Below are 17,905 nucleotides of genomic sequence, written 5' to 3'. Positions count from 1 at the left end.
AGCAAGGCCGGGAGGGGCTTCAGCCACACGACGCTTTTGGGGGGCTAGGACCTATGGACCCGATCAACCCGGGACCCGAGGAGTACGGCCAGGACGGTGGGGGCACCTCCCGGTCGAGCGCATTCGAGGCGGGGGCCGGCTCCGCGCCGCGCCAGCGCCCTCCCCGGGAATCCCTCTCCGCGGAATTCGGACAGCACGCGCCCGCGCTCGCCCGCACGGTGCAGCTCGTCTCCGGCGACTTCCTGCTGACCGTCAACCCCGTCGACGGCAGTGAGATCGAGCCCTGCCCGCCGGCCGAACGGCCCCCGCGCCCGGTCAAGATGGGCGAGGCCGAGCGCGCCGAGGTGGAGCGGGCCGCCAGGCCGCCCGTCCCGCCCGGACCCGCGCAGCGCCCGCTGCCGCTGCTGGCCCGGCAGGAGGAGCGGGAGAAGCTGGTCCGGCTGCTCGCCCGCGGCCGCTCCGTACGCCTCACCGGCCCCGCCGGCTCCGGCCGCACCCGGCTGCTCGACGTCGTCGCCGAGGACTGCGCGGACCTCGCCCCCGACGGCGTCGTCCGGCTGAACGGCCACGGCCGCTCCGTCGACGACCTGCTCCACGACCTCTTCTACGCCGTCCACAACGCCCCGCTGCACCGCCCGGACCGCGACGAACTCCTCGACAGCGTCCGCGAGATCGGTGCCGTCGTCGTCATCGACGACCTGGAGTCCGGCGGTGCCGCCCTCGACGAGCTGCTGGACGCGACCCCCGAGTGCGCCTTCCTGTTCGGCGTCACCCCGGACGTGCCCGAACCGTCCGCCGGCGCCGCCGTCGAGGAGGTCGTCCTCTCCCACCTCGACCGCGCGGCCGGCCTCGACCTGCTCGAACACGCCGTCGGCCGCAGCCTCACCGAGGACGAGTCCAACTGGGCCGGTGACCTCTGGTTCGAGTCCGAGGGCCTGCCGCTGCGCTTCGTCCAGGCCGGCGCCCTGCTGCGGCAGCGCGACCGGCTGCGGGCCGGCGCGGACGCCGTCGACGAGTACGGCGTCTTCGAGGACGTACGGACCGACGACCCGCCCTACGACCCCGCCGACGACGACGAGGTCCCGCTGCCCTCGCTCGGCGAGGCCGCCGCGCCCGCACCGCTGCTCGCCTCCCGGCTCAGCGCCTCCGCCCGCGCCACCCTGCGGTTCGCCGTCGCCCTCGGCGGCGAGGTGCCCCACCAGGCGCACCTGCCCGCCCTGGTGGGCGACACCCACGCCGACGCCGCGCTCGGCGAGCTCGCCGCGTGCGGGCTGGTCTCCCCGGCCGGCTCCCGCTACCGGCTCGCCGCCGGGGTGCCGGCCCAGCTGGAGGCCGCCGGCTACGCCGACGAGGCCGAGGCACAGGCCCGGGCCGCCGCCCGGCACTACGCCTGGTGGGCCGGGCACCCCTCGGTCACCCCGGAGCGGGTGTGCGCCGAGGCCGACGCGGTGCTCGCCGCGCTCGCCGTGCTGGCGCCGCTCGCCGCGGCCACCACCGACGACGACGAGTCGGCCGAGGCCGTGCGACTGGCCCGCGCCGCCGCACCGGCGTTCGCCGCGGGCCTGCACTGGAGCGCCTGGGAGCGGGCCCTGCGGTCCGGCGCGGAGGCCGCCCGGCTCGCCGGGGACGTGGCGGAACAGGCCTACTTCCACCACGAGCTCGGCATCCACGCGCTGTGCGCCGGACAGCTCGACCGCTCGCGCGCCGAACTGGAGGCGTCCATCGCGCTGCGCGGCGCCCTCGCCGACAAGCGCGGCACCGTCGCGGGCCGCAGGGCGCTGGCCCTGGTCGCCGACCGCTCCGGTGTTCCGCTGGCGTTCACCCCGACCACGGGGGACGAGGTGCCGGAGGCCCACTACGAGGAGTCGGTCCCGCCGCCCCGCGGGGTGCCGACCGCGTTCCCGGAGCTCCAGCCGCCCGCCGACACCCCCCTGGTCATCCACCGCACCGTGCCGTCGCCGTCCCCGTCGCCGAGGCCGGCCCGGGCGGGCGGCGGTCTGAAGGGCATGGCCCGGCGCAACCTGGTGGCGGCCGGCGCGGGCGCGCTGCTCGTCGCCGTGCTGGGCACCGTGGTCACCCTCGGCGCCACGTCCGAGAACGACGCGGGCACCCCGTCGGAGAACGTCGGCGTCAACCCGTCCGCCAGCCAGGGCATCGACGACGGCAGCCTCGGCGCCGACCCGGCGGCCGAGGAGGGCGGCGGCGACACCGGCGAGGCCACCAGCCGGCCCACCGACCCGGGCCCGGACGGCACCCTGGGCACCTCCGACGACCCGACGCCGACCGCCTCCGCGTCGGACGAGCCGTCGGACGAACCGAGCGGGACGACGGAGCCGGACGACCCGACGCCGACGTCGAAGCCCTCGACGCCCAAGCCGTCGACGAGTTCCAAGCCGCCGACGTCGAAGCCGCCCGTCACCGAGTCGCCGACGTCGGAGCCGCCGACGTCCGAACCGCCGACCTCGGAGCCGCCGGCCACCTCCGAGCCCCCGCCGCCGTCCACCAGCGACACCGCGAGCGGCCCCACCTCCTCCGCCCCGGCGGAGACGAGCAGTTCCGCGAGTGCGCCGCAGAGCAGCGGCGCGGGCACGCCCAGCGACTCGGAGACGGTGATCTGACCGCCGGACACGCGTGAGGGCCGGGTTCCCGACGGAACCCGGCCCTCGGCGCGTTGGCCGCGCGCGGCTCAGAACAGGCGCAGCTTGTCGTCCTCGATGCCGCGCAGCGCGTCGTAGTCGAGCACCTGACAGCCGATGCCCCGGTCCGTCGCCAGCACCCGGGCCTGCGGCTTGATCTCCTGGGCGGCGAACACGCCGCGCACCGGGGCGAGATGGGGATCGCGGTTCAGCAGCTCCAGATAGCGCGTGAGCTGCTCGACGCCGTCGATCTCGCCGCGCCGCTTGATCTCCACCGCGACCGTCCGCCCCTCGGCGTCCCGGCACAGGATGTCGACCGGGCCGATCGCCGTCATGTACTCGCGGCGGATGAGGGTGTAGCCCTCGCCGAGAGTCTCGATGCGGTCGGCGAGCAGCTCCTGGAGGTGCGCTTCCACGCCGTCCTTGATCAGGCCGGGGTCGACGCCCAGTTCGTGCGAGGAGTCGTGGAGGATCTCCTCCATCGTGATGATGAGCTTCTCGCCCGCCTTGTTGACGACGGTCCAGACGCCCTCCTCCTCGCCGGTCCCCTCCTTCAGGGCGCACGGCGGCGACATCCAGTTCAGGGGCTTGTAGGCCCGGTCGTCGGCGTGGATCGAGACGCTGCCGTCCGCCTTGATCAGGATCAGACGGGGTGCCGAGGGCAGGTGCGCGGTGAGCCGCCCGGCGTAGTCCACGGAGCAGCGGGCAATGACGAGACGCATGGTCGGCAACGCTACTCGACCGGACGGGGTCGATGCGATTCGCCCTCCCAACCGCCCCGGGGACCCCGATGGGCGCGTCCTGAATCTCCTGGAAAACGCGTGTTCGGCGGTGGCCGATTACCGGCCCACAGGAAGTTCCGCATCCGACGATTCTGCTGGTGCCGTTACGGTCCGTTGCTTACGGTATTGAACGGGAGGTCGCGGTCTGTGTACGCAGCGTGTCCGATATCGCGCACTCCCTTATCTGTCAGGCAACCCCTGTTCCTTGGGGGTGCGAGAGGAGAACCCATGTCGCTCGACGTCTCACCGGCCCTACTCGAACAGGCCGAGCGAGGCGAGGTCGACGAAGCGGAATTCGTCGACTGCGTCCGGACCTCCCTGCCCTTCGCGTGGGAGATGATCAGCTCCCTGGTGGCCCAGCTGAAGGTGGACGGCGGAGCGTTCGCCGACAACCAGACGCCCCCGCCGGACGAGCAGGCGCGCGGCCAACTGCTGCGCGCGCTCGCGAGCGACGCGATACGCGGCGCGCTGCAACGGCACTTCGGTGTGCGGCTGGCCTTCCAGAACTGCCACCGCGTGGCCGTGTTCCCGCTTGACTCCTCGGTCGACGAGAAGCTGGCCCGCTTCACCTCGGTGCGCAGCCAGGTGCTGAACCAGTCGGCGGAACTGCGCGACTGCTGATTCGCTCCATCGTTCGCTTGCCGCTCCGTACGCGGGAGGTGCAGTTCTGTACCGGGGCGGCAAGCCTCGCGGGACCCGTGCGCTCAGGCGAGTCGGGGGAGCACCTCGGCACCGAGCCGCCGCACGTTCTCCTCGGTGGCCGCCAGATCGCCGGAGCCCTCGACGAGCAGGGCGAAGCGGGAGATACCCGTCCGTTCGCTGGTCGCGGCGAGCCGGTCGGCGCACAGCCGCGGGGTGCCCACCGGATGCAGCCCGCAGAGCAGTTCGGTGTACGCCAGCGGGTCGCGCATCCGCCGGCGCCGCCCGTCCACCGTGACATGGGCCTCCAGCCCCTGCTTCAGCCAGCCCGGCATCGCCTTCATCAGGGTCTCCGCGGCGTCCGCGCGCCGGTCCGCGATCTGGCAGACGCCGGCCGAGACGTGGGCCGCGCGGTGGACCTCCCGCGACGGGCGCCCGCACGCGCGCGCGTGCCGCCGCCACAGGGCGACCATCTCGGCCTTCTCCTCGTCCCCGATGTGCATCCCGAGCAGCATCGGCAGTCCGCGCTCGGCGGCCAGCCGCACGCTCGCCGGGGAGGTGCAGGCGACCACGACCTCGGGGCCCTCGGTCTCGGTCAGCGACTCCGACGGGCGGGGGACGACGGGCACCTCGCGGAAGCGGAACCGCTCGCCGCAGGCCGCGACGGACGGTTCCCGCAGCCAGCGCACCAGCAGATCGAGTGATTCCGGGAACCCCTTCTCGTACGCATCGAGGCCGGCCCCGAACACCTCCAGGTCGACCCACGGGCCACCGCGTCCGAGCCCGAGGGAGAACCGTCCGCCGCTCGTGACGTGCAGCAGCGCGGCCTGTTCGCCGAGGGTCACCGGGTGGGTGGTGGACAGCACGCTGACCGCCGTGCCGACCCTCAGGCGGCGGGTGCGGCCGAGCAGCAACGCGGCCAGGGTGACGGCGGACGGGCAGCTGCCGTACGGCACGAAGTGGTGCTCGGCCAGCCAGACCGTGTCGAGCCCCGCCTCCTCGGCCACCTCGGCCGAGCGGACGGCGCGGTGCAGCGCCTCACCCTCGCCCTGCCCGGGGAACCGGGCGGCCAACACGAAACTTCCCACACGCATGGCATTTCCTGCTTCCTTGGCTCCGACGCGGAGCTCCCCCGCAGGGCATAACCGGCCGACACGTGCCGAGGACACGGCCGCGCGGGGGACTTTGCGGATTGTCTGCAGAATGGGCCGCTCAGCAGGGGCGCCGCGGCACCGCGGAGGAGACTTGTGAGGGTTGGTGCCGTACGCGTACCCCGGCCCGTGCCGCGTAGGCTGGATGCGGTCCCGCATCCCCGCATCGCCCCGAGAGGTGTCCTGTGTCCCCGCGTCGCAACCGACCCAAGGGAGCCGGTTCGTCCGGCCGGAGCGCCGAGGACGACCGGTCCGGCCGCTACGGCGGCTGGCAGTCGACGGAGAGCTGGCAGGGCGAGGAGTGGAGCGTACGCCACGTCGCGGGCTCCAGCGCGCAGGGCAAGGCCTACCGCTGCCCGGGCTGCGACCAGTTGATCCCGGACGGGGTGCCGCACGTGGTGGCCTGGCCCGAGCACTCCGGCGTCGACGAGCGCCGGCACTGGCACAAGGCCTGCTGGAACGCGAAGGACCGCCGCACCACGCGGGTGCGGCGGTCCCGTGACGCGCCGAGGTACTGAACGGGGTTACACGTCCCGCTTCTCCAGCAGGGCGAAGGCGCCGCCGAGCGCGGCCGCCGCGGCGACCAGCATGATCCACAGCGGGTCCCAGCCGGACGGGCCGGACTCCGTCAGGGAGTTGGCGTAGAAGATGCTCATCTGGTTCGGGATGGAGTACTCGAACAGCGCCTGCTGCACGTCCTGGAGCGAGGACGAGAACATGAACAGGGCGATCACCAGCGGCGCGAGCACGGCACCGATCATGATGGTGATGGCGCCCGCCGAGTGCCGGATGACCGACCCGACGGCCAGCGACAGCGTGCCGAGCAGCGCCAGGTACAGCGAGATGCCGACCGTGCCCTTCAGCCACTCCTCACCCGAGGGCTCCTTCGCGTTGTTGCCCTCCAGCAGCGCCACGTGCACGAAGCCGATGAGCGTGGCGCACACCAGCGTCACCACGAAGGCCAGCAGGAAGAACACCAGGGCCTTCGCCGCGAGCACCCGGCCGCGCGACGGGCAGGCGACCATCGTGGTGCGGATCATGCCGGTGCCGTACTCCGAGGCCGTGGTCAGCACGCCCAGCGTGATGACGCACATGCCGCCCAGCAGCAGTCCGAAGAAGCCGAGGGACAGCGGGCTCTCGCCGCCCATGTCGGGGTCGGAGCTCGAGACCACCAGGCCGGTCAGCAGACCGATGCCGACGACGAGCAGCACGAACACGCCCAGCGTCCACATCGTGGAGCGCACGGACTTGATCTTCGTCCACTCGGAGGCGATCGCGTGCCCGAGGTGCGTGCGCACCACCGGGATCGGCGAGGTGTAACCGGGGTAGGGAGAGCCGGGCGCCGCCTGCCAGTCGGGTGCGGCGGTCTGCGGCATCGGGGGCGGGGGCGTGCTCATCGGGCGTCCTCGGGCTTGGTCAGGTCGGCGGCGGCGGGGGGAGCGGACGCAGGCGCGGCGGCCGGCGGGACGGCCGGCGGCGGCCCCTGGGGCGCCTGCGGGGCGGGCTGGGCGTACGGGTTGGGCGCCGGGGCGCCCGGGGCCGCACCGGGGGCGCCCGGGGCGCCGTAGGGGCCCGCGGGGGCCCGCGCCGGCGCGCCCTGCGGCGGGGCGAAGGGCTGCCCGCCCGGCGGGGCCGGCGGCGGGGCGTACCAGCCGGGCTGGCCCTGGCCGGGCACCGGCACCGGCGGCTGCGCACCGGGCGGCAGCGGCTGCTGCAGCCCCTCCTTCTGGTCGACGGTCGAGCGGTAGTCGACGGCGCCCTGCGTCATCCGCATGTACGCCTCCTCCAGCGAGGCCTGGTGCGGCGACAGCTCCCACAGCCGTACGTCGCTGTCGTGGGCGATGTCGCTGATGCGCGGCAGCGGCAGTCCCGTCACCCGCAGCGCGCCGTCCTGCTCGGGCAGGACGTGGCCGCCGGCCTCGGTGATCGCCGCGGACAGCTTCTCGCGCTGCTGCGGCTCGGTGTCGGGCGTGCGCACCCGTGCGAAGTCGGCGGAGTTGGCGGAGATGAAGGCGGTGACGCTCATGTCGGCGAGCAGCTGTCCGCGCCCGATCACGATGAGGTGGTCGGCGGTCAGCGCCATCTCGCTCATCAGGTGCGAGGAGACGAAGACCGTACGGCCCTCCGCGGCGAGCGACTTCATCAGGTTGCGCACCCAGAGGATGCCCTCGGGGTCGAGGCCGTTGACGGGCTCGTCGAACAGCAGCACCTGGGGGTCGCCGAGCAGCGCGGCGGCGATGCCCAGGCGCTGCCCCATGCCGAGCGAGAAGCCCTTCGACCGGCGGCGCGCCACCTCGTGCAGGCCCACCACGCCCAGCACCTCGTCCACCCGGCGGGCCGGGATGCCGGACAGCTGGGCCAGCGACAGCAGGTGGTTGCGGGCGGAGCGGCCGCCGTGCACCGCCTTGGCGTCCAGCAGCGCGCCGACCTGACGGGGGGCGTTGGGCAGCCTGCGGTACGGGTAGCCGCCGATCGTGACCCGTCCCGCGGTGGGGTTGTCCAGGCCGAGGATCATCCGCATCGTCGTCGACTTGCCGGAGCCGTTGGGGCCCAGGAACCCGGTGACGGCGCCGGGCCGCACCTGGAAGGAAAGGTTGTACACAGCGGTCTTGTCGCCGTACCGCTTGGTCAGGCCGACTGCCTCGATCATGCTCCGCACCCATCGAAAGGTTCAGGACAGCGGGGCACACGCCCCCCGTAAGGGTTAGGAGGATATCGAGGCGCTGACGGTTCCGCTCAAGGCGAGGTAAAAACCGGTCCCCGGGGGCCGCTCACTGCGCGTCCCGCCGCTTCAGGAGCAGGTACCCGCCGAGGAGCGCGGCGGCCACCCAGAGCGCCATGATGCCGAGGCCGCCCCAGGGCCCGTACGGGGTGTCGTCGTCCAGGGGCGGGACCACCTGCATGATCTTGTTGCCCGCTTGGTCGGGCAGGAACCGGCCGATCTTCTCGGTGGCGTCGACGTTGCCGAGGATGTTGGAGATCAGGAAGAAGAACGGCATCAGGATGCCCAGCGACAGCATCGGCGAGCGCAGCATTACGGCCACGCCCATCGAGAACAGCGCGATCAGCGTCATGTAGAGGCCGCCGCCGATGACCGCCCGCAGCACCCCCTCGTCCCCGATCGACGCCCTGTGCTCGCCGAGCATCGCCTGGCCCAGGAAGAACGCGGCGAAGCTGGTCGCCAGGGACACCACCAGGGCGAGCGCGGTGGCCACCGCCAGCTTCCCGAAGAGGAAGGCGCCGCGCCGCGGCACGGCCGCCAGCGAGGCGCGGATCATGCCGGTGCTGTACTCGTTCGACACCACCAGCACCCCGAAGACGATCATCGCGAGCTGACCGAGGCTCATCCCGGCGAAGCTGATGAACGTCGGGTCGAAGGAGAGCCGGTCCCGCGCGCTCATCGAGGCGAACTCGTTCTTCGACAGCGCCGAGATCAGCATGCCGAGCGCGAGGGTGACCACCACCGCCAGGGAGAGCGTCCACACGGTGGAGGCCACCGACCGGATCTTGGTCCATTCGGACCGGACGACCTGCGCCGCCGTCATGATCGGCCCTTCTTCCAGTCGTCGCCCCACTGCTGCCGGGGCGCGGGTGTGTCGGAGTGCGCGTGGTACTCCACCGACTCCGCGGTCAACCGCATGAACGCCTCCTCCAGGGAGGCCTGCTGCGGGCTCAGCTCGTGCAGCACCACCTGGTTCCTGGCCGCCAGCTCCCCGATGTACTCCGCCTTGGAGCCGTCCACCTCCAGCGCCCCGTTGCCGCTCTCCACGGCGGTGATCCCGGCCCGGTGCAGCACGTCGAGGAGCCGCTCCCGCTGTGGGCTGCGCACCCGGACGTAGGAGCGCGAGTTGTGCTCGATGAACTCGGCCATGGAGGTGTCGGCGAGCAGCCGGCCCTGGCCGATGACGACCAGGTGGTCGGCGGTCAGCGCCATCTCGCTCATCAGGTGCGAGGAGACGAAGACGGTGCGGCCCTGGGCGGCGAGCGACTTCATCAGCGTGCGGATCCAGTGGATGCCCTCCGGGTCGAGCCCGTTCACCGGCTCGTCGAACATCAGGATCCGCGGGTCGCCGAGCAGCGCGGCGGCGATCCCCAGCCGCTGGCTCATGCCGAGCGAGAACCCCTTGGCCTTCTTGCGCGCCACCGCCGTCAGACCGACCGCGTCCAACACCTCGTGCACCCGCCGGCGCGGGATGCCGTTGCTCTGGGCGAGGCACAGCAGGTGGTGGTAGGCGCTGCGGCCGGGGTGCACGCCCTTGGCCTCCAGCAGGGCGCCGATGCGCGTCAGCGGGTCCGGGAGCCGGTCGTAGTGGGTGCCGTCGATCCGCACGTCCCCGGCGGTGGGCCGGTCCAGGCCCAGGATCATCCGCATGGTGGTCGACTTGCCCGCGCCGTTCGGGCCGAGGAAGCCCGTGACGATGCCCGGTCTGACGGTGAAGGTCAGACCGTCGACCGCCAGCTTCTCGCCGTACCGCTTGGTCAGCCCCTCGAGCTCGATCATGCGGCCACGCTAAAACGGGACAAAGCCCTCTGCCACCTCAGTGGCAGAGGGCTTCGCCGATGTTCGCTCGCCGTACGGCGGGACGTTACCGGGACTGCTGGGCCGGCACCCCGCGGGAGATCGGCTCGTCCTCCGTGGCGGGCGCGCCGGTCGCGGCGACCGCGGCACCGGTGAGCGTCGCCAGCATCTCGCGGACGTTGGTGAGCTGGGCGTTGATGGAGTCGCGGCGGTTGGTCAGCGCCGCGAGCTCGCGCTCGGATTCCGAACGGATCCGGTCCGCCTTGGCGTTGGCGTCGGCCACGATGTCCTCGGCCTGGCGCTGCGCGGTCTCCACCGTCTGGCGGGCACGGCGCTCGGCGTCGGTGCGCAGCTTCTCCGCCTCCAGGCGCAGCTGCTCCGCCCGGTGCTCGATCTCGGCGAGGCGCTTCTCGGCCTTGGCCTGACGGGAGGCCAGGTCGCGCTCGGACTGCTCGCGGCGCTTGGCGAGGTTCGTCTCGAAGTCGGCGGCGGCCTGCGCGGCCTTGGCGCGGGTCTCCTCGAAGAGGGCGTCCGCCTCCTCCCGCTTGGACTGCGCGTCCTTCTGCGCCTCGGAACGCAGCTGGGTGGCTTCGCCCTGAGCCTTCTCGACGATCCGGACGCCCTCGTCCTCGGCCTTCGCCTTGCGCTCGGCGGCGTAGGACTCGGCGTCGTTGCGCACCTGCTGGGCGGCGGACTCGGCGAGTTCGCGGTGCTGCTCCGCGGCGCGACGCGCCTCCTCGCGCAGATCCTTGGCCTCCTCCTCGGCGAGGCGGAGGATCTTCTCCACCCGCGCGCCGAGACCGGCGTACGACGGCTCGGCGTCGCTGACCTGGGCCTGGGCGTTCTGCGTCTCGAGGTGGAGCTCCTCGATGCGCTTTTCCAGAGCGGTGATGCGGGCGAGAGCGCTGTCACGGTCGGAGACGAGCTTGGAGATACGTTCGTCCACCTGAGCGCGGTCGTACCCACGCCGCACAAGCTCGAAGCCGTAGGGGGAAGTGTCGCTCATGGGGTTCCTGTCGAATGAGACCGGTGAGGTGATAGGTGGAATCCTAGGGGTCGAAGCGCTGTGTCATCGAGCGGATGCACGTTTGATACGGAGAATGACACCCCTTTTGAGTGGCTAACCGTCCCAGGGCTTGCCAAACCCTTGGTCAAAGCCCTCCAGCATCAAGGAATTTCGTCCGCTTTGCTAGCTATCCGATGACTTGCCACTCGTACGGGTGGCTCCTGCCGTGGCTCCCGCCTTGACCCCGTTGTCCTTGCCGCCGGCGGGAGCCTCGAAGGACTCCAGCGCCTCCAGCACGTCCTGCACGCGGGAGATCTCGGTGTTGATGTCCTCGCGGCGCCGCACCAGCACCTCCAGCTCGCGCTTGCCCTCCTCGACCGTGCGCCGCGCCTCGCGGACCGCCTCGGCCTTCAGCTCCTCGGCCTCCTTGACGAGCGTGGCCTTCTTCTGCTCCGCCTCCTTGAGCAGACCCTCGGCCTTCTTCACGGCGGCGATACGCACCTTGCCCGCCTCGGAGTTGGCCTCGGAGACGATCTCCTTCGCCTTCGCCTCCGCCTTGGCGAGCTGGTCCTCGGCGGCCTTGATGAGCGCGTCGCAGCGGTCGCCCGTGGACTTCATCGTCTCCGCCGCCTCACGGCGGGCCCGCTCGTGCAACTCCTCGATCTCACTGGTGATGCGCTCGCGCAGCTCCTCCGCGCGCTCGCGGATCTGCGTCGCGTCCCGGCGCGCGCCGACCAGCAGCTCGTCCGCGTCCGTACGGGCCTTCTCCACCCGGGTGTTGCCCTCGACGGTCGCCTCGGAGACGATCCGCTCGGCCTCGCTGCGCGCGACGCCGACCATGGTGTCCGCCTGCGACTCCGCCTCCGCCGTCGTCTTCAGCGCCTGCTGCTGCGCCTCGGTGAGCAGCTTGTCCGCCTCGGCGGTGGTCTCCGTGATGAGCGTGTCGACCTGCTCGGCCGCCTCGGAGCGCCGCTTGTTGGCCTCCTTGCGGGCCGCGTCCAGCGTCCGCTCGGCCTCCTCGCGCGCGGCCGACACCAGCCGCTCGGCCTCCGACTCCGCGTCGGTCTTGACCCGCCGGGCCTCGCCGCGGATGCGCTCCGCGTGCTGCTGCGCCGACCCCACCGTCTCCGCGGCCTCGGCGCGCAGCCGCTCCGCGTCGCCGGTGGCGTCCGCGATCAGCTTCTCCGCCTTGGCGACCGACTCCGCGCGCACCCGCTCGGCCTCGGCCACGGTCTCCGTGCGCAGCCGGTCGGTGTCCGTGATGGTCTCGGAGGTCAGCCGCTCGGCCTCGTTGCGCGCCTCGGTGATGAGGGTGTCCGCCTGCGTCGCCGCGTCCGAACGGATCCGGTTGGCGTCCTCGCGGGCGTCCGCCCGGGTGCGCGCCGCCGCCTGCTCGGCCTCCGCGATGGCGTCCGAGGCCTCCGTGCGCACCCGCTGGGCGTGCTCGGACACGTCCGTGCGGATCCGCTCGGCCTCGCTGATCGCCTCGGACACGGTGCGCTCGGCCAGCGCCTTGGCGGCCTCGGTCTCCTCCCGCGCCTCCCGCCGCAGCCGTGAGGCGTCCTCACTCGCCCGCTCCCGCTCCGCGTAGGCGTCGGCGCGGACCCGGTCCGCCTCCTGCTCGGCCTCGTGGCGCGTGCGCTCCGCCGCGTGCTCGGCGGCGCTGCGCAGCCCGGCGATCTCCTCCTGGGCCTGCTCGTGCAGCCCCGCGACGGACTCCCGTACCTGCGTCGCGTGCTGCTCGGCGGCCGACACCATCTCGGTGGCGCGCCGGTCCGCCTCCTCGACCAGGCGCACGGCCTCCGCCTGCGCCTCCTCCACGCGGGTGCGCGCCGAGGCCAGCAGCTCCTCGCTCTGCTCGCGGGCCCGCCGGCGCTCCTGGTCGGCCTCCTCCCGGGCGGCACCGAGCAGTTCCTCGGCCTCCCGGCGGCGCCGGGCCGCCTCCTCCTGCGCGGCGGCCAGCGTCTCCGACGCCTCCGCGGAGATCCGCTCGGCGGCGGCCTGCGCCTCGGCCCGCATCCGGTCGGCGCTGTCCTGCGCCTCCGACTTCAGCCGCTCCGCCTCGGCGGCGGCCTCCGACCGCAGCCGTACGGCGACGGACTCGCCCTCCGCGCGGGACGCGGACGCGTCGGCGGCGGCCTCGTCACGCAGCCGCTCCGCCTCCGCCTCCGCCTGCTGCTGGAGCGCGCGGATCCGCTCGGCGGCCTCGGTGCGCAGCCGCTCGGTCTCCTCCGACGCCTCCCGGCGGATCCGGGCGGCCTCCTCGCGCGCGTCGCTCAGCGCCTGCTCGGCGGCGGCGAGCCGCTCCTCGGCGTCCGCGTGCAGCCGCGACAGCTCCGCGGCGGCCTCCGTGCGGCGCGCCTCGACCGCCCGCTCGGTCTCCTCGCGCAGCTCGCGCGCGGCCCGCTCGGCGTCCGCCTTGAGCGCGTCGGACTGCTCGACGACCTCCGCGCGGTGCCGCTCGGCCTCCTTGCGGGTGCGCTCCAGCGTCTCCTCGGCCTGCCGGCGCAGCGTCGTGGCGCGCTCGATGGCCTCGGTGCGGACCTTCTCGCTGTCGGCCTGCGCGGTGGAGCGCAGTTCGTCCGCGTCCGCCTTCGCCTTGGCGAGCAGCTCCTCGGCGGACTTCGCCGCCTCCTCGATCTGCGCCACGGCCTCCTTGCGGGCCTCCGCGCGGATCCTCTCGCCCTCGGCGACCGCGTCGGAGCGCAGCTGCTCGGCCTCGCCGCGCAGCCGGCGGGCCTCCTCCTGCAGCTCGACCGTCTTGGCGCGGTACTCCTTGGTGTCGTCCTTCGCCGCGCCCTTGAGCTGCTCGGCGATGTCGTGCGCCTCGGCGCGCAGCCGGTCCGCCTCGGCCTCGGCCTCGCCGCGGATCCGCTCGGCCTCCTCGGCCGCCGCCCTGGTGGTCCGCTTCGCCTCCTCCGACGCCTTGTTGAGCACGTCCTCGGCGGTCTTGGCCGCCTTGGACAGCTGCGTCGCGGACTCCTCGGCGGTGATCGTGCGGGCCTTCTCGGCGGCCTCGGCGACGATCTTCTCGGCCTCCGCGCGGGCGTCGGCGACCAGCTGCTCCGCCTCGGACTTGGTCTGCTCGGCCTCCTTCGTGGCCTCCTCGACCAGCCGGGCGACCTGCTCCTTGGCCGTGCGCGTACGGGTCTCGTTGGCGGACTCGGCGGAGGCCAGCGCCTTGGACGCGGCCTCCTTCGCCTCGGCGAGCACCTTCTCCGCCTCGGCACGCGCCTCGCGCAGCGCCGTCTCGGCCTCCGTCATGCGCTGCTCGGCGGCCCGGCTCAGCTCCTGCGCCTGACGGCGCGCCGACTCCGACTCGCTGGCGGTGGAGGTCCGCAGCTGCTCGGCGTGGTCGGTGGCCTCCTGCGCCTGTGTGGAGGCGGCGTTCAGCAGCCGCTCGGCGTCCGCGCGGGCCCGGCGCAGGATCTGCTCGGCCTCCGCGCGGGCCGCCTCGGCCTCGCTCTGCAGCCGCTGGCGGGCCTCGGAGGTCAGCCGCTCGGCCTCCGCGCGGGCGGCGGCCATGGCCTGCTCGGTCTCCGCGCGGGACTCCTCCAGGAGCCGGCGGGCCTGCTGCTCGGTACGGGCGCGCAGCTGCTCCGCCCACGCCACGTTCTCGTTGACGTGCGACTCGACGGTCTGCCGGCGCTCCGCCAGCTCCTGGTCGAGCTGCTGGCGCCGCGTCACGGCCTCCTGGTGCAGCTCCGCCTGGAGCCGCGCCGCCTGCTCCGCGTGCTCCTGGAGGATCCGCTGGGTCTGCGCGCGGGCCTGGCTCAGCTCCCGCTCGGCGTCCGCGCGCAGCTGGTCGGCCTGCATCTGGGCGTTGCGCAGCAACTGCTCGGCCTGATAGCCGAGGTCACCGCCGTCGAAGGCGGGCCGGGACATGATGGTGCGCCGCGCCTCGTGCAGCTTGGCGCGCAGCACCTCGACCTGGTAGCCGAGGTCCTCGGCGTGCTGGATCGCCTTTTCCCGCTCGGTCTTCAGCCGCTTCATCTCGGCTTCGAACCGAGAGAGGTGGTCGACGTCAGCCGCCGGCTCTCGCTCCTGGCTCTCGTAGCCCCGCACTGCGCGGTCCCATCCGTCCCCTGGTCGCAAGTCTGGCCGAGCCCCGTTCATCCGCCGAACGGGGCCCCCGGGGAATGGTGTCAGATCAACGGCGGAGCATGGGCTGCCGCCCCGCGCTCGCCCCCCGAAACCCGGACCCCGGTGATCCCGCCGACCATGCGACGGGACGCGGTCACCACGGATCGAGCGGCGACCGGACCCAACCCTACCGGCCCCTATGTACGTGGGTCAGTGCTCGGACGACTCAACAGGCGCCGAAGTGACCAGTTCTGTCAGAACGCCATGGCAGTCCTTGGGGTGCAGGAAGGTGATTCGTGACCCCATGGAGCCGCGCCGGGGCTCTTCGTACAGCACGCGGACGCCCTTGCCGCCGATCTCGGCCGCGTCCGCGTCCACGTCCGCCGTGCCGAAGGCGATGTGGTGGACGCCCTCGCCGTTCTTCGCGAGCCACTTGCCCACGGCGGAGTCCTCGCGGGTCGGTTCGAGCAGTTGCAGGTAGGAGGCGCCGCCGTCGGAGGTTTCGTTGATCTTGAGCATGGCCTCGCGCACGCCCTGCTCCTCGTTGACCTCGGAGTGGAACACCTCGAAGCCGTAGGTGGCCCGGTAGAACTCCACGGTCCTGTCCAGGTCGAAACAGGCGATCCCGATGTGGTCGATTCGCGTCAGCATGGACTCAGTGCAGCGCGCGGGGGGTGGTTACGCAACGTGCGCGCGATCACACCGAAAGGCCGATGACGGCGCGGACCGCGCCTCAGTACATTCGAAGTAAACCCTCGTTCACTCCTCGGCAGTGCAGCCGGAAGGGGACCGCAGCTCATGTCATCTGCATCTTCTGCATCTTCCGCAACGAACGGCACGACGTCCGTCATCGTCGCGGGCGCCCGCACCCCCATGGGGCGGTTGCTCGGTTCTCTGAAGTCCTTCTCCGGAGCCGACCTCGGCGGCTTCGCGATCAAGGCCGCCCTCGACCGTGCGGGGATCGGTGGCGACCAGGTCCAGTACGTGATCATGGGGCAGGTGCTCCAGGCCGGGGCGGGGCAGATCCCGGCGCGCCAGGCGGCCGTGAAGGCCGGCATCCCGATGAACGTCCCGGCGCTGACGATCAACAAGGTGTGCCTCTCCGGCCTCGACGCCATCGCGCTGGCCGACCAGCTGATCCGGGCCGGCGAGTTCGACGTGGTCGTCGCCGGCGGCCAGGAGTCCATGACCAACGCCCCGCACCTGCTGCCGAAGTCCCGCGAGGGCTTCAAGTACGGCGCGGTCCAGATGCTCGACGCCATGGCGCACGACGGTCTGACCGACTCCTTCGAGAACATCGCCATGGGCGAGTCCACCGAGAAGCACAACAGCCGCCTCGGCATCGGCCGCCAGGAGCAGGACGAGATCGCCGCCCTGTCCCACCAGCGGGCCGCCGCCGCGCAGAAGAACGGCATCTACGAGGCCGAGATCACCCCGGTCGAGATCCCGCAGCGCAAGGGCGACCCGGTGCTCTTCAGCCAGGACGAGGGCATCCGCGGCGACACCACCGTCGAGTCCCTCGGCAGGCTGCGCCCCGCCTTCTCCAAGGACGGCACCATCACGGCCGGCTCCTCCTCGCAGATCTCGGACGGTGCGGCGGCCGTGGTCGTGATGAGCAAGGCCAAGGCGCAGGAGCTGGGCCTGGAGTGGATCGCGGAGATCGGTGCCCACGGCAACGTGGCAGGTCCCGACAACTCCCTCCAGTCGCAGCCCTCCAACGCGATCCGGCACGCCCTGAAGAAGGAGGGGCTGGAGGTGTCCGACCTCGACCTCATCGAGATCAACGAGGCCTTCGCCGCGGTTGCCGTGCAGTCAATGAAGGACCTCGGCGTTTCCACCGAAAAGGTGAACGTCCATGGTGGGGCCATCGCCCTGGGCCACCCGATCGGCATGTCCGGCGCCCGGCTGGTGCTGCACCTGGCGCTGGAGCTGAAGCGGCGCGGCGGCGGCGTCGGCGCGGCGGCGCTGTGCGGCGGCGGCGGCCAGGGTGACGCGCTGATCGTGCGGGTACCCGGGGCCTGACCCGGTTTCTTGCTGTCTTCCCTTACGCGAACGGAGCTGTGATGCAGGACGTCTCCACTCTGGTGGCCCAGGCCAGAGAGGGCAGGCCGCGGGCCGTGGCCCGGCTGATCTCCCTGGTGGAGGGGGCGTCCCCGCAGCTCAGGGAGGTCATGGCGGCCCTGGCGCCGCTGACCGGCAACGCGTACGTGGTCGGCCTCACCGGCTCCCCGGGCGTCGGCAAGTCGACGTCCACCTCGGCGCTGGTGAGTGCCTACCGCAAGCAGGGCAAACGGGTCGGCGTCCTGGCCGTCGACCCGTCCTCGCCCTTCTCGGGCGGCGCCCTGCTCGGCGACCGCGTCCGGATGTCGGAGCACGCCTCCGACCCGGGCGTCTACATCCGCTCCATGGCGACCCGCGGCCACCTGGGCGGCCTCGCCTGGGCCGCCCCGCAGGCGATCCGCGTACTGGACGCGGCGGGCTGCGACGTGGTCCTCGTCGAGACGGTGGGCGTGGGCCAGTCGGAGGTGGAGATCGCCTCCCAGGCCGACACCTCCGTGGTGCTGCTGGCCCCCGGCATGGGCGACGGCATCCAGGCGGCCAAGGCCGGAATCCTGGAGATCGGCGACGTCTACGTCGTCAACAAGGCGGACCGTGACGGCGCCGACGCCACCGCCCGCGAGCTGAACCACATGCTGGGCCTCGGCGAGTCCCGCGCCCCCGGCGACTGGCGCCCGCCGATCGTGAAGACGGTCGCCGCGCGCGCGGAGGGCGTCGACGAGGTCGTCGAGGCTCTGGAGAAGCACCGGGCCTGGATGGAGGAGCACGGCGTCCTCACCGAGCGCCGGCTGTCCCGCGCCTCCCGCGAGGTCGAGACCATCGCGGTCACGGCCCTGCGCGAACGCATCGGCGACCTCCACGGCGACCGCCGCCTCGACGCCCTCGCGGAACGCATCATCGCCGGCGAACTGGACCCGTACCGCGCGGCGGACGAACTGGTGACGGGCCTGACGTCGTCCAGCCCGTCGGGCGGCTGAGACCCCCGCCCGTAAAGGCGGCTGAGCCAAAGCAGCCCGTCCGGCGTTTGAGGA

Annotated in this window: 14 protein-coding genes; 5 read left to right on the top strand and 9 right to left on the bottom strand. The window is 72.8% G+C overall.

Annotated elements, in window-relative coordinates:
• Positions 1–53: 53 nt before the first annotated feature.
• Positions 54–2,618: an ATP-binding protein gene (locus FHX78_RS10655; RefSeq protein WP_145867207.1), complete on the top strand. Its 2,565-nt coding sequence runs from the start codon at positions 54–56 to the stop codon at positions 2,616–2,618.
• Positions 2,619–2,686: 68 nt separating this feature from the next.
• On the opposite strand, the gene nucS is transcribed toward FHX78_RS10655, so the two are convergent.
• Positions 2,687–3,358, bottom strand: coding sequence for an endonuclease NucS (nucS, locus tag FHX78_RS10650; RefSeq protein ID WP_189908532.1), 672 nt, complete (start codon positions 3,356–3,358; stop codon positions 2,687–2,689).
• 288 nt (positions 3,359–3,646) lie between these two features.
• Here nucS and FHX78_RS10645 point away from each other — a divergent pair, with 288 nt between their 5' ends.
• Positions 3,647–4,039 (top strand): SCO5389 family protein, encoded by a 393-nt coding sequence (locus tag FHX78_RS10645; protein WP_145867205.1) that lies wholly within the window; start codon positions 3,647–3,649, stop codon positions 4,037–4,039.
• 83 nt (positions 4,040–4,122) lie between these two features.
• Here FHX78_RS10645 and FHX78_RS10640 read toward each other — a convergent pair whose 3' ends face one another.
• Positions 4,123–5,151, bottom strand: a complete 1,029-nt coding sequence (locus tag FHX78_RS10640) for an LLM class flavin-dependent oxidoreductase (protein ID WP_145867204.1) — start codon at positions 5,149–5,151, stop codon at positions 4,123–4,125.
• A 242-nt stretch (positions 5,152–5,393) separates the two neighbouring features.
• On the opposite strand from FHX78_RS10640, the gene FHX78_RS10635 reads away from it, so the two are divergent.
• Positions 5,394–5,726 (top strand): ATP/GTP-binding protein, encoded by a 333-nt coding sequence (locus FHX78_RS10635; protein WP_145867203.1) that lies wholly within the window; start codon positions 5,394–5,396, stop codon positions 5,724–5,726.
• A 6-nt stretch (positions 5,727–5,732) separates the two neighbouring features.
• On the opposite strand, the gene FHX78_RS10630 is transcribed toward FHX78_RS10635, so the two are convergent.
• From FHX78_RS10630 to mce, 7 genes are all read right to left on the bottom strand, one after another.
• On the bottom strand, positions 5,733–6,605 hold the full coding sequence (locus FHX78_RS10630; RefSeq protein ID WP_145867202.1) for an ABC-2 transporter permease: 873 nt from the start codon (positions 6,603–6,605) through the stop codon (positions 5,733–5,735).
• On the bottom strand, positions 6,602–7,858 hold the full coding sequence (locus FHX78_RS10625) for an ABC transporter ATP-binding protein (protein ID WP_145867201.1): 1,257 nt from the start codon (positions 7,856–7,858) through the stop codon (positions 6,602–6,604). Before FHX78_RS10625 ends, FHX78_RS10630 begins: the two co-directional genes overlap by 4 nt.
• Positions 7,859–7,979: 121 nt before the next feature.
• Positions 7,980–8,753, bottom strand: a complete 774-nt coding sequence (locus FHX78_RS10620) for an ABC transporter permease (RefSeq protein WP_145867200.1) — start codon at positions 8,751–8,753, stop codon at positions 7,980–7,982.
• A complete protein-coding gene (locus FHX78_RS10615; protein ID WP_145867199.1) occupies positions 8,750–9,709 on the bottom strand; it encodes an ABC transporter ATP-binding protein in 960 nt (319 codons plus the stop codon). Before FHX78_RS10615 ends, FHX78_RS10620 begins: the two co-directional genes overlap by 4 nt.
• Before the next feature lie 85 nt (positions 9,710–9,794).
• Positions 9,795–10,733, bottom strand: coding sequence for a coiled-coil domain-containing protein (locus FHX78_RS10610; RefSeq protein WP_145867198.1), 939 nt, complete (start codon positions 10,731–10,733; stop codon positions 9,795–9,797).
• 183 nt (positions 10,734–10,916) lie between these two features.
• The gene (gene scy / locus FHX78_RS10605; protein ID WP_145867197.1) at positions 10,917–14,798 is read right to left on the bottom strand and encodes a polarized growth protein Scy; all 3,882 of its coding nucleotides are present in this window, start codon (positions 14,796–14,798) and stop codon (positions 10,917–10,919) included.
• A 228-nt stretch (positions 14,799–15,026) separates the two neighbouring features.
• Complete coding sequence (gene mce / locus FHX78_RS10600; protein ID WP_145867196.1) at positions 15,027–15,467, bottom strand: methylmalonyl-CoA epimerase; 441 nt, start codon at positions 15,465–15,467, stop codon at positions 15,027–15,029.
• Between the two features lie 147 nt (positions 15,468–15,614).
• Here mce and FHX78_RS10595 point away from each other — a divergent pair, with 147 nt between their 5' ends.
• Both FHX78_RS10595 and meaB read left to right on the top strand, forming a co-directional pair.
• On the top strand, positions 15,615–16,838 hold the full coding sequence (locus FHX78_RS10595; protein WP_145867195.1) for an acetyl-CoA C-acetyltransferase: 1,224 nt from the start codon (positions 15,615–15,617) through the stop codon (positions 16,836–16,838).
• A gap of 41 nt (positions 16,839–16,879) precedes the next feature.
• On the top strand, positions 16,880–17,851 hold the full coding sequence (gene meaB, locus FHX78_RS10590; protein ID WP_145867194.1) for a methylmalonyl Co-A mutase-associated GTPase MeaB: 972 nt from the start codon (positions 16,880–16,882) through the stop codon (positions 17,849–17,851).
• The last annotated feature ends 54 nt before the right edge of the window (positions 17,852–17,905 follow it).

The sequence above is a fragment of the Streptomyces capillispiralis genome, assembly GCF_007829875.1.
In the GTDB taxonomy this organism is placed as follows: domain Bacteria; phylum Actinomycetota; class Actinomycetes; order Streptomycetales; family Streptomycetaceae; genus Streptomyces; species Streptomyces capillispiralis.
Note: the sequence above shows the minus strand (reverse complement) of the source record. Positions and strands in the feature narration are given on the sequence as shown.

Coding starts and splice junctions, on each gene's coding strand:
- FHX78_RS10655 (WP_145867207.1), top strand. CDS start 54: ATGGACCCGATCAACCCGGGACCCGAGGAGTACGGCCAGGACGGTGGG.
- nucS (WP_189908532.1), bottom strand. CDS start 3,358: ATGCGTCTCGTCATTGCCCGCTGCTCCGTGGACTACGCCGGGCGGCTC.
- FHX78_RS10645 (WP_145867205.1), top strand. CDS start 3,647: ATGTCGCTCGACGTCTCACCGGCCCTACTCGAACAGGCCGAGCGAGGC.
- FHX78_RS10640 (WP_145867204.1), bottom strand. CDS start 5,151: ATGCGTGTGGGAAGTTTCGTGTTGGCCGCCCGGTTCCCCGGGCAGGGC.
- FHX78_RS10630 (WP_145867202.1), bottom strand. CDS start 6,605: ATGAGCACGCCCCCGCCCCCGATGCCGCAGACCGCCGCACCCGACTGG.
- FHX78_RS10625 (WP_145867201.1), bottom strand. CDS start 7,858: ATGATCGAGGCAGTCGGCCTGACCAAGCGGTACGGCGACAAGACCGCT.
- FHX78_RS10620 (WP_145867200.1), bottom strand. CDS start 8,753: ATGACGGCGGCGCAGGTCGTCCGGTCCGAATGGACCAAGATCCGGTCG.
- FHX78_RS10615 (WP_145867199.1), bottom strand. CDS start 9,709: ATGATCGAGCTCGAGGGGCTGACCAAGCGGTACGGCGAGAAGCTGGCG.
- FHX78_RS10610 (WP_145867198.1), bottom strand. CDS start 10,733: ATGAGCGACACTTCCCCCTACGGCTTCGAGCTTGTGCGGCGTGGGTAC.
- mce (WP_145867196.1), bottom strand. CDS start 15,467: ATGCTGACGCGAATCGACCACATCGGGATCGCCTGTTTCGACCTGGAC.
- FHX78_RS10595 (WP_145867195.1), top strand. CDS start 15,615: ATGTCATCTGCATCTTCTGCATCTTCCGCAACGAACGGCACGACGTCC.
- meaB (WP_145867194.1), top strand. CDS start 16,880: ATGCAGGACGTCTCCACTCTGGTGGCCCAGGCCAGAGAGGGCAGGCCG.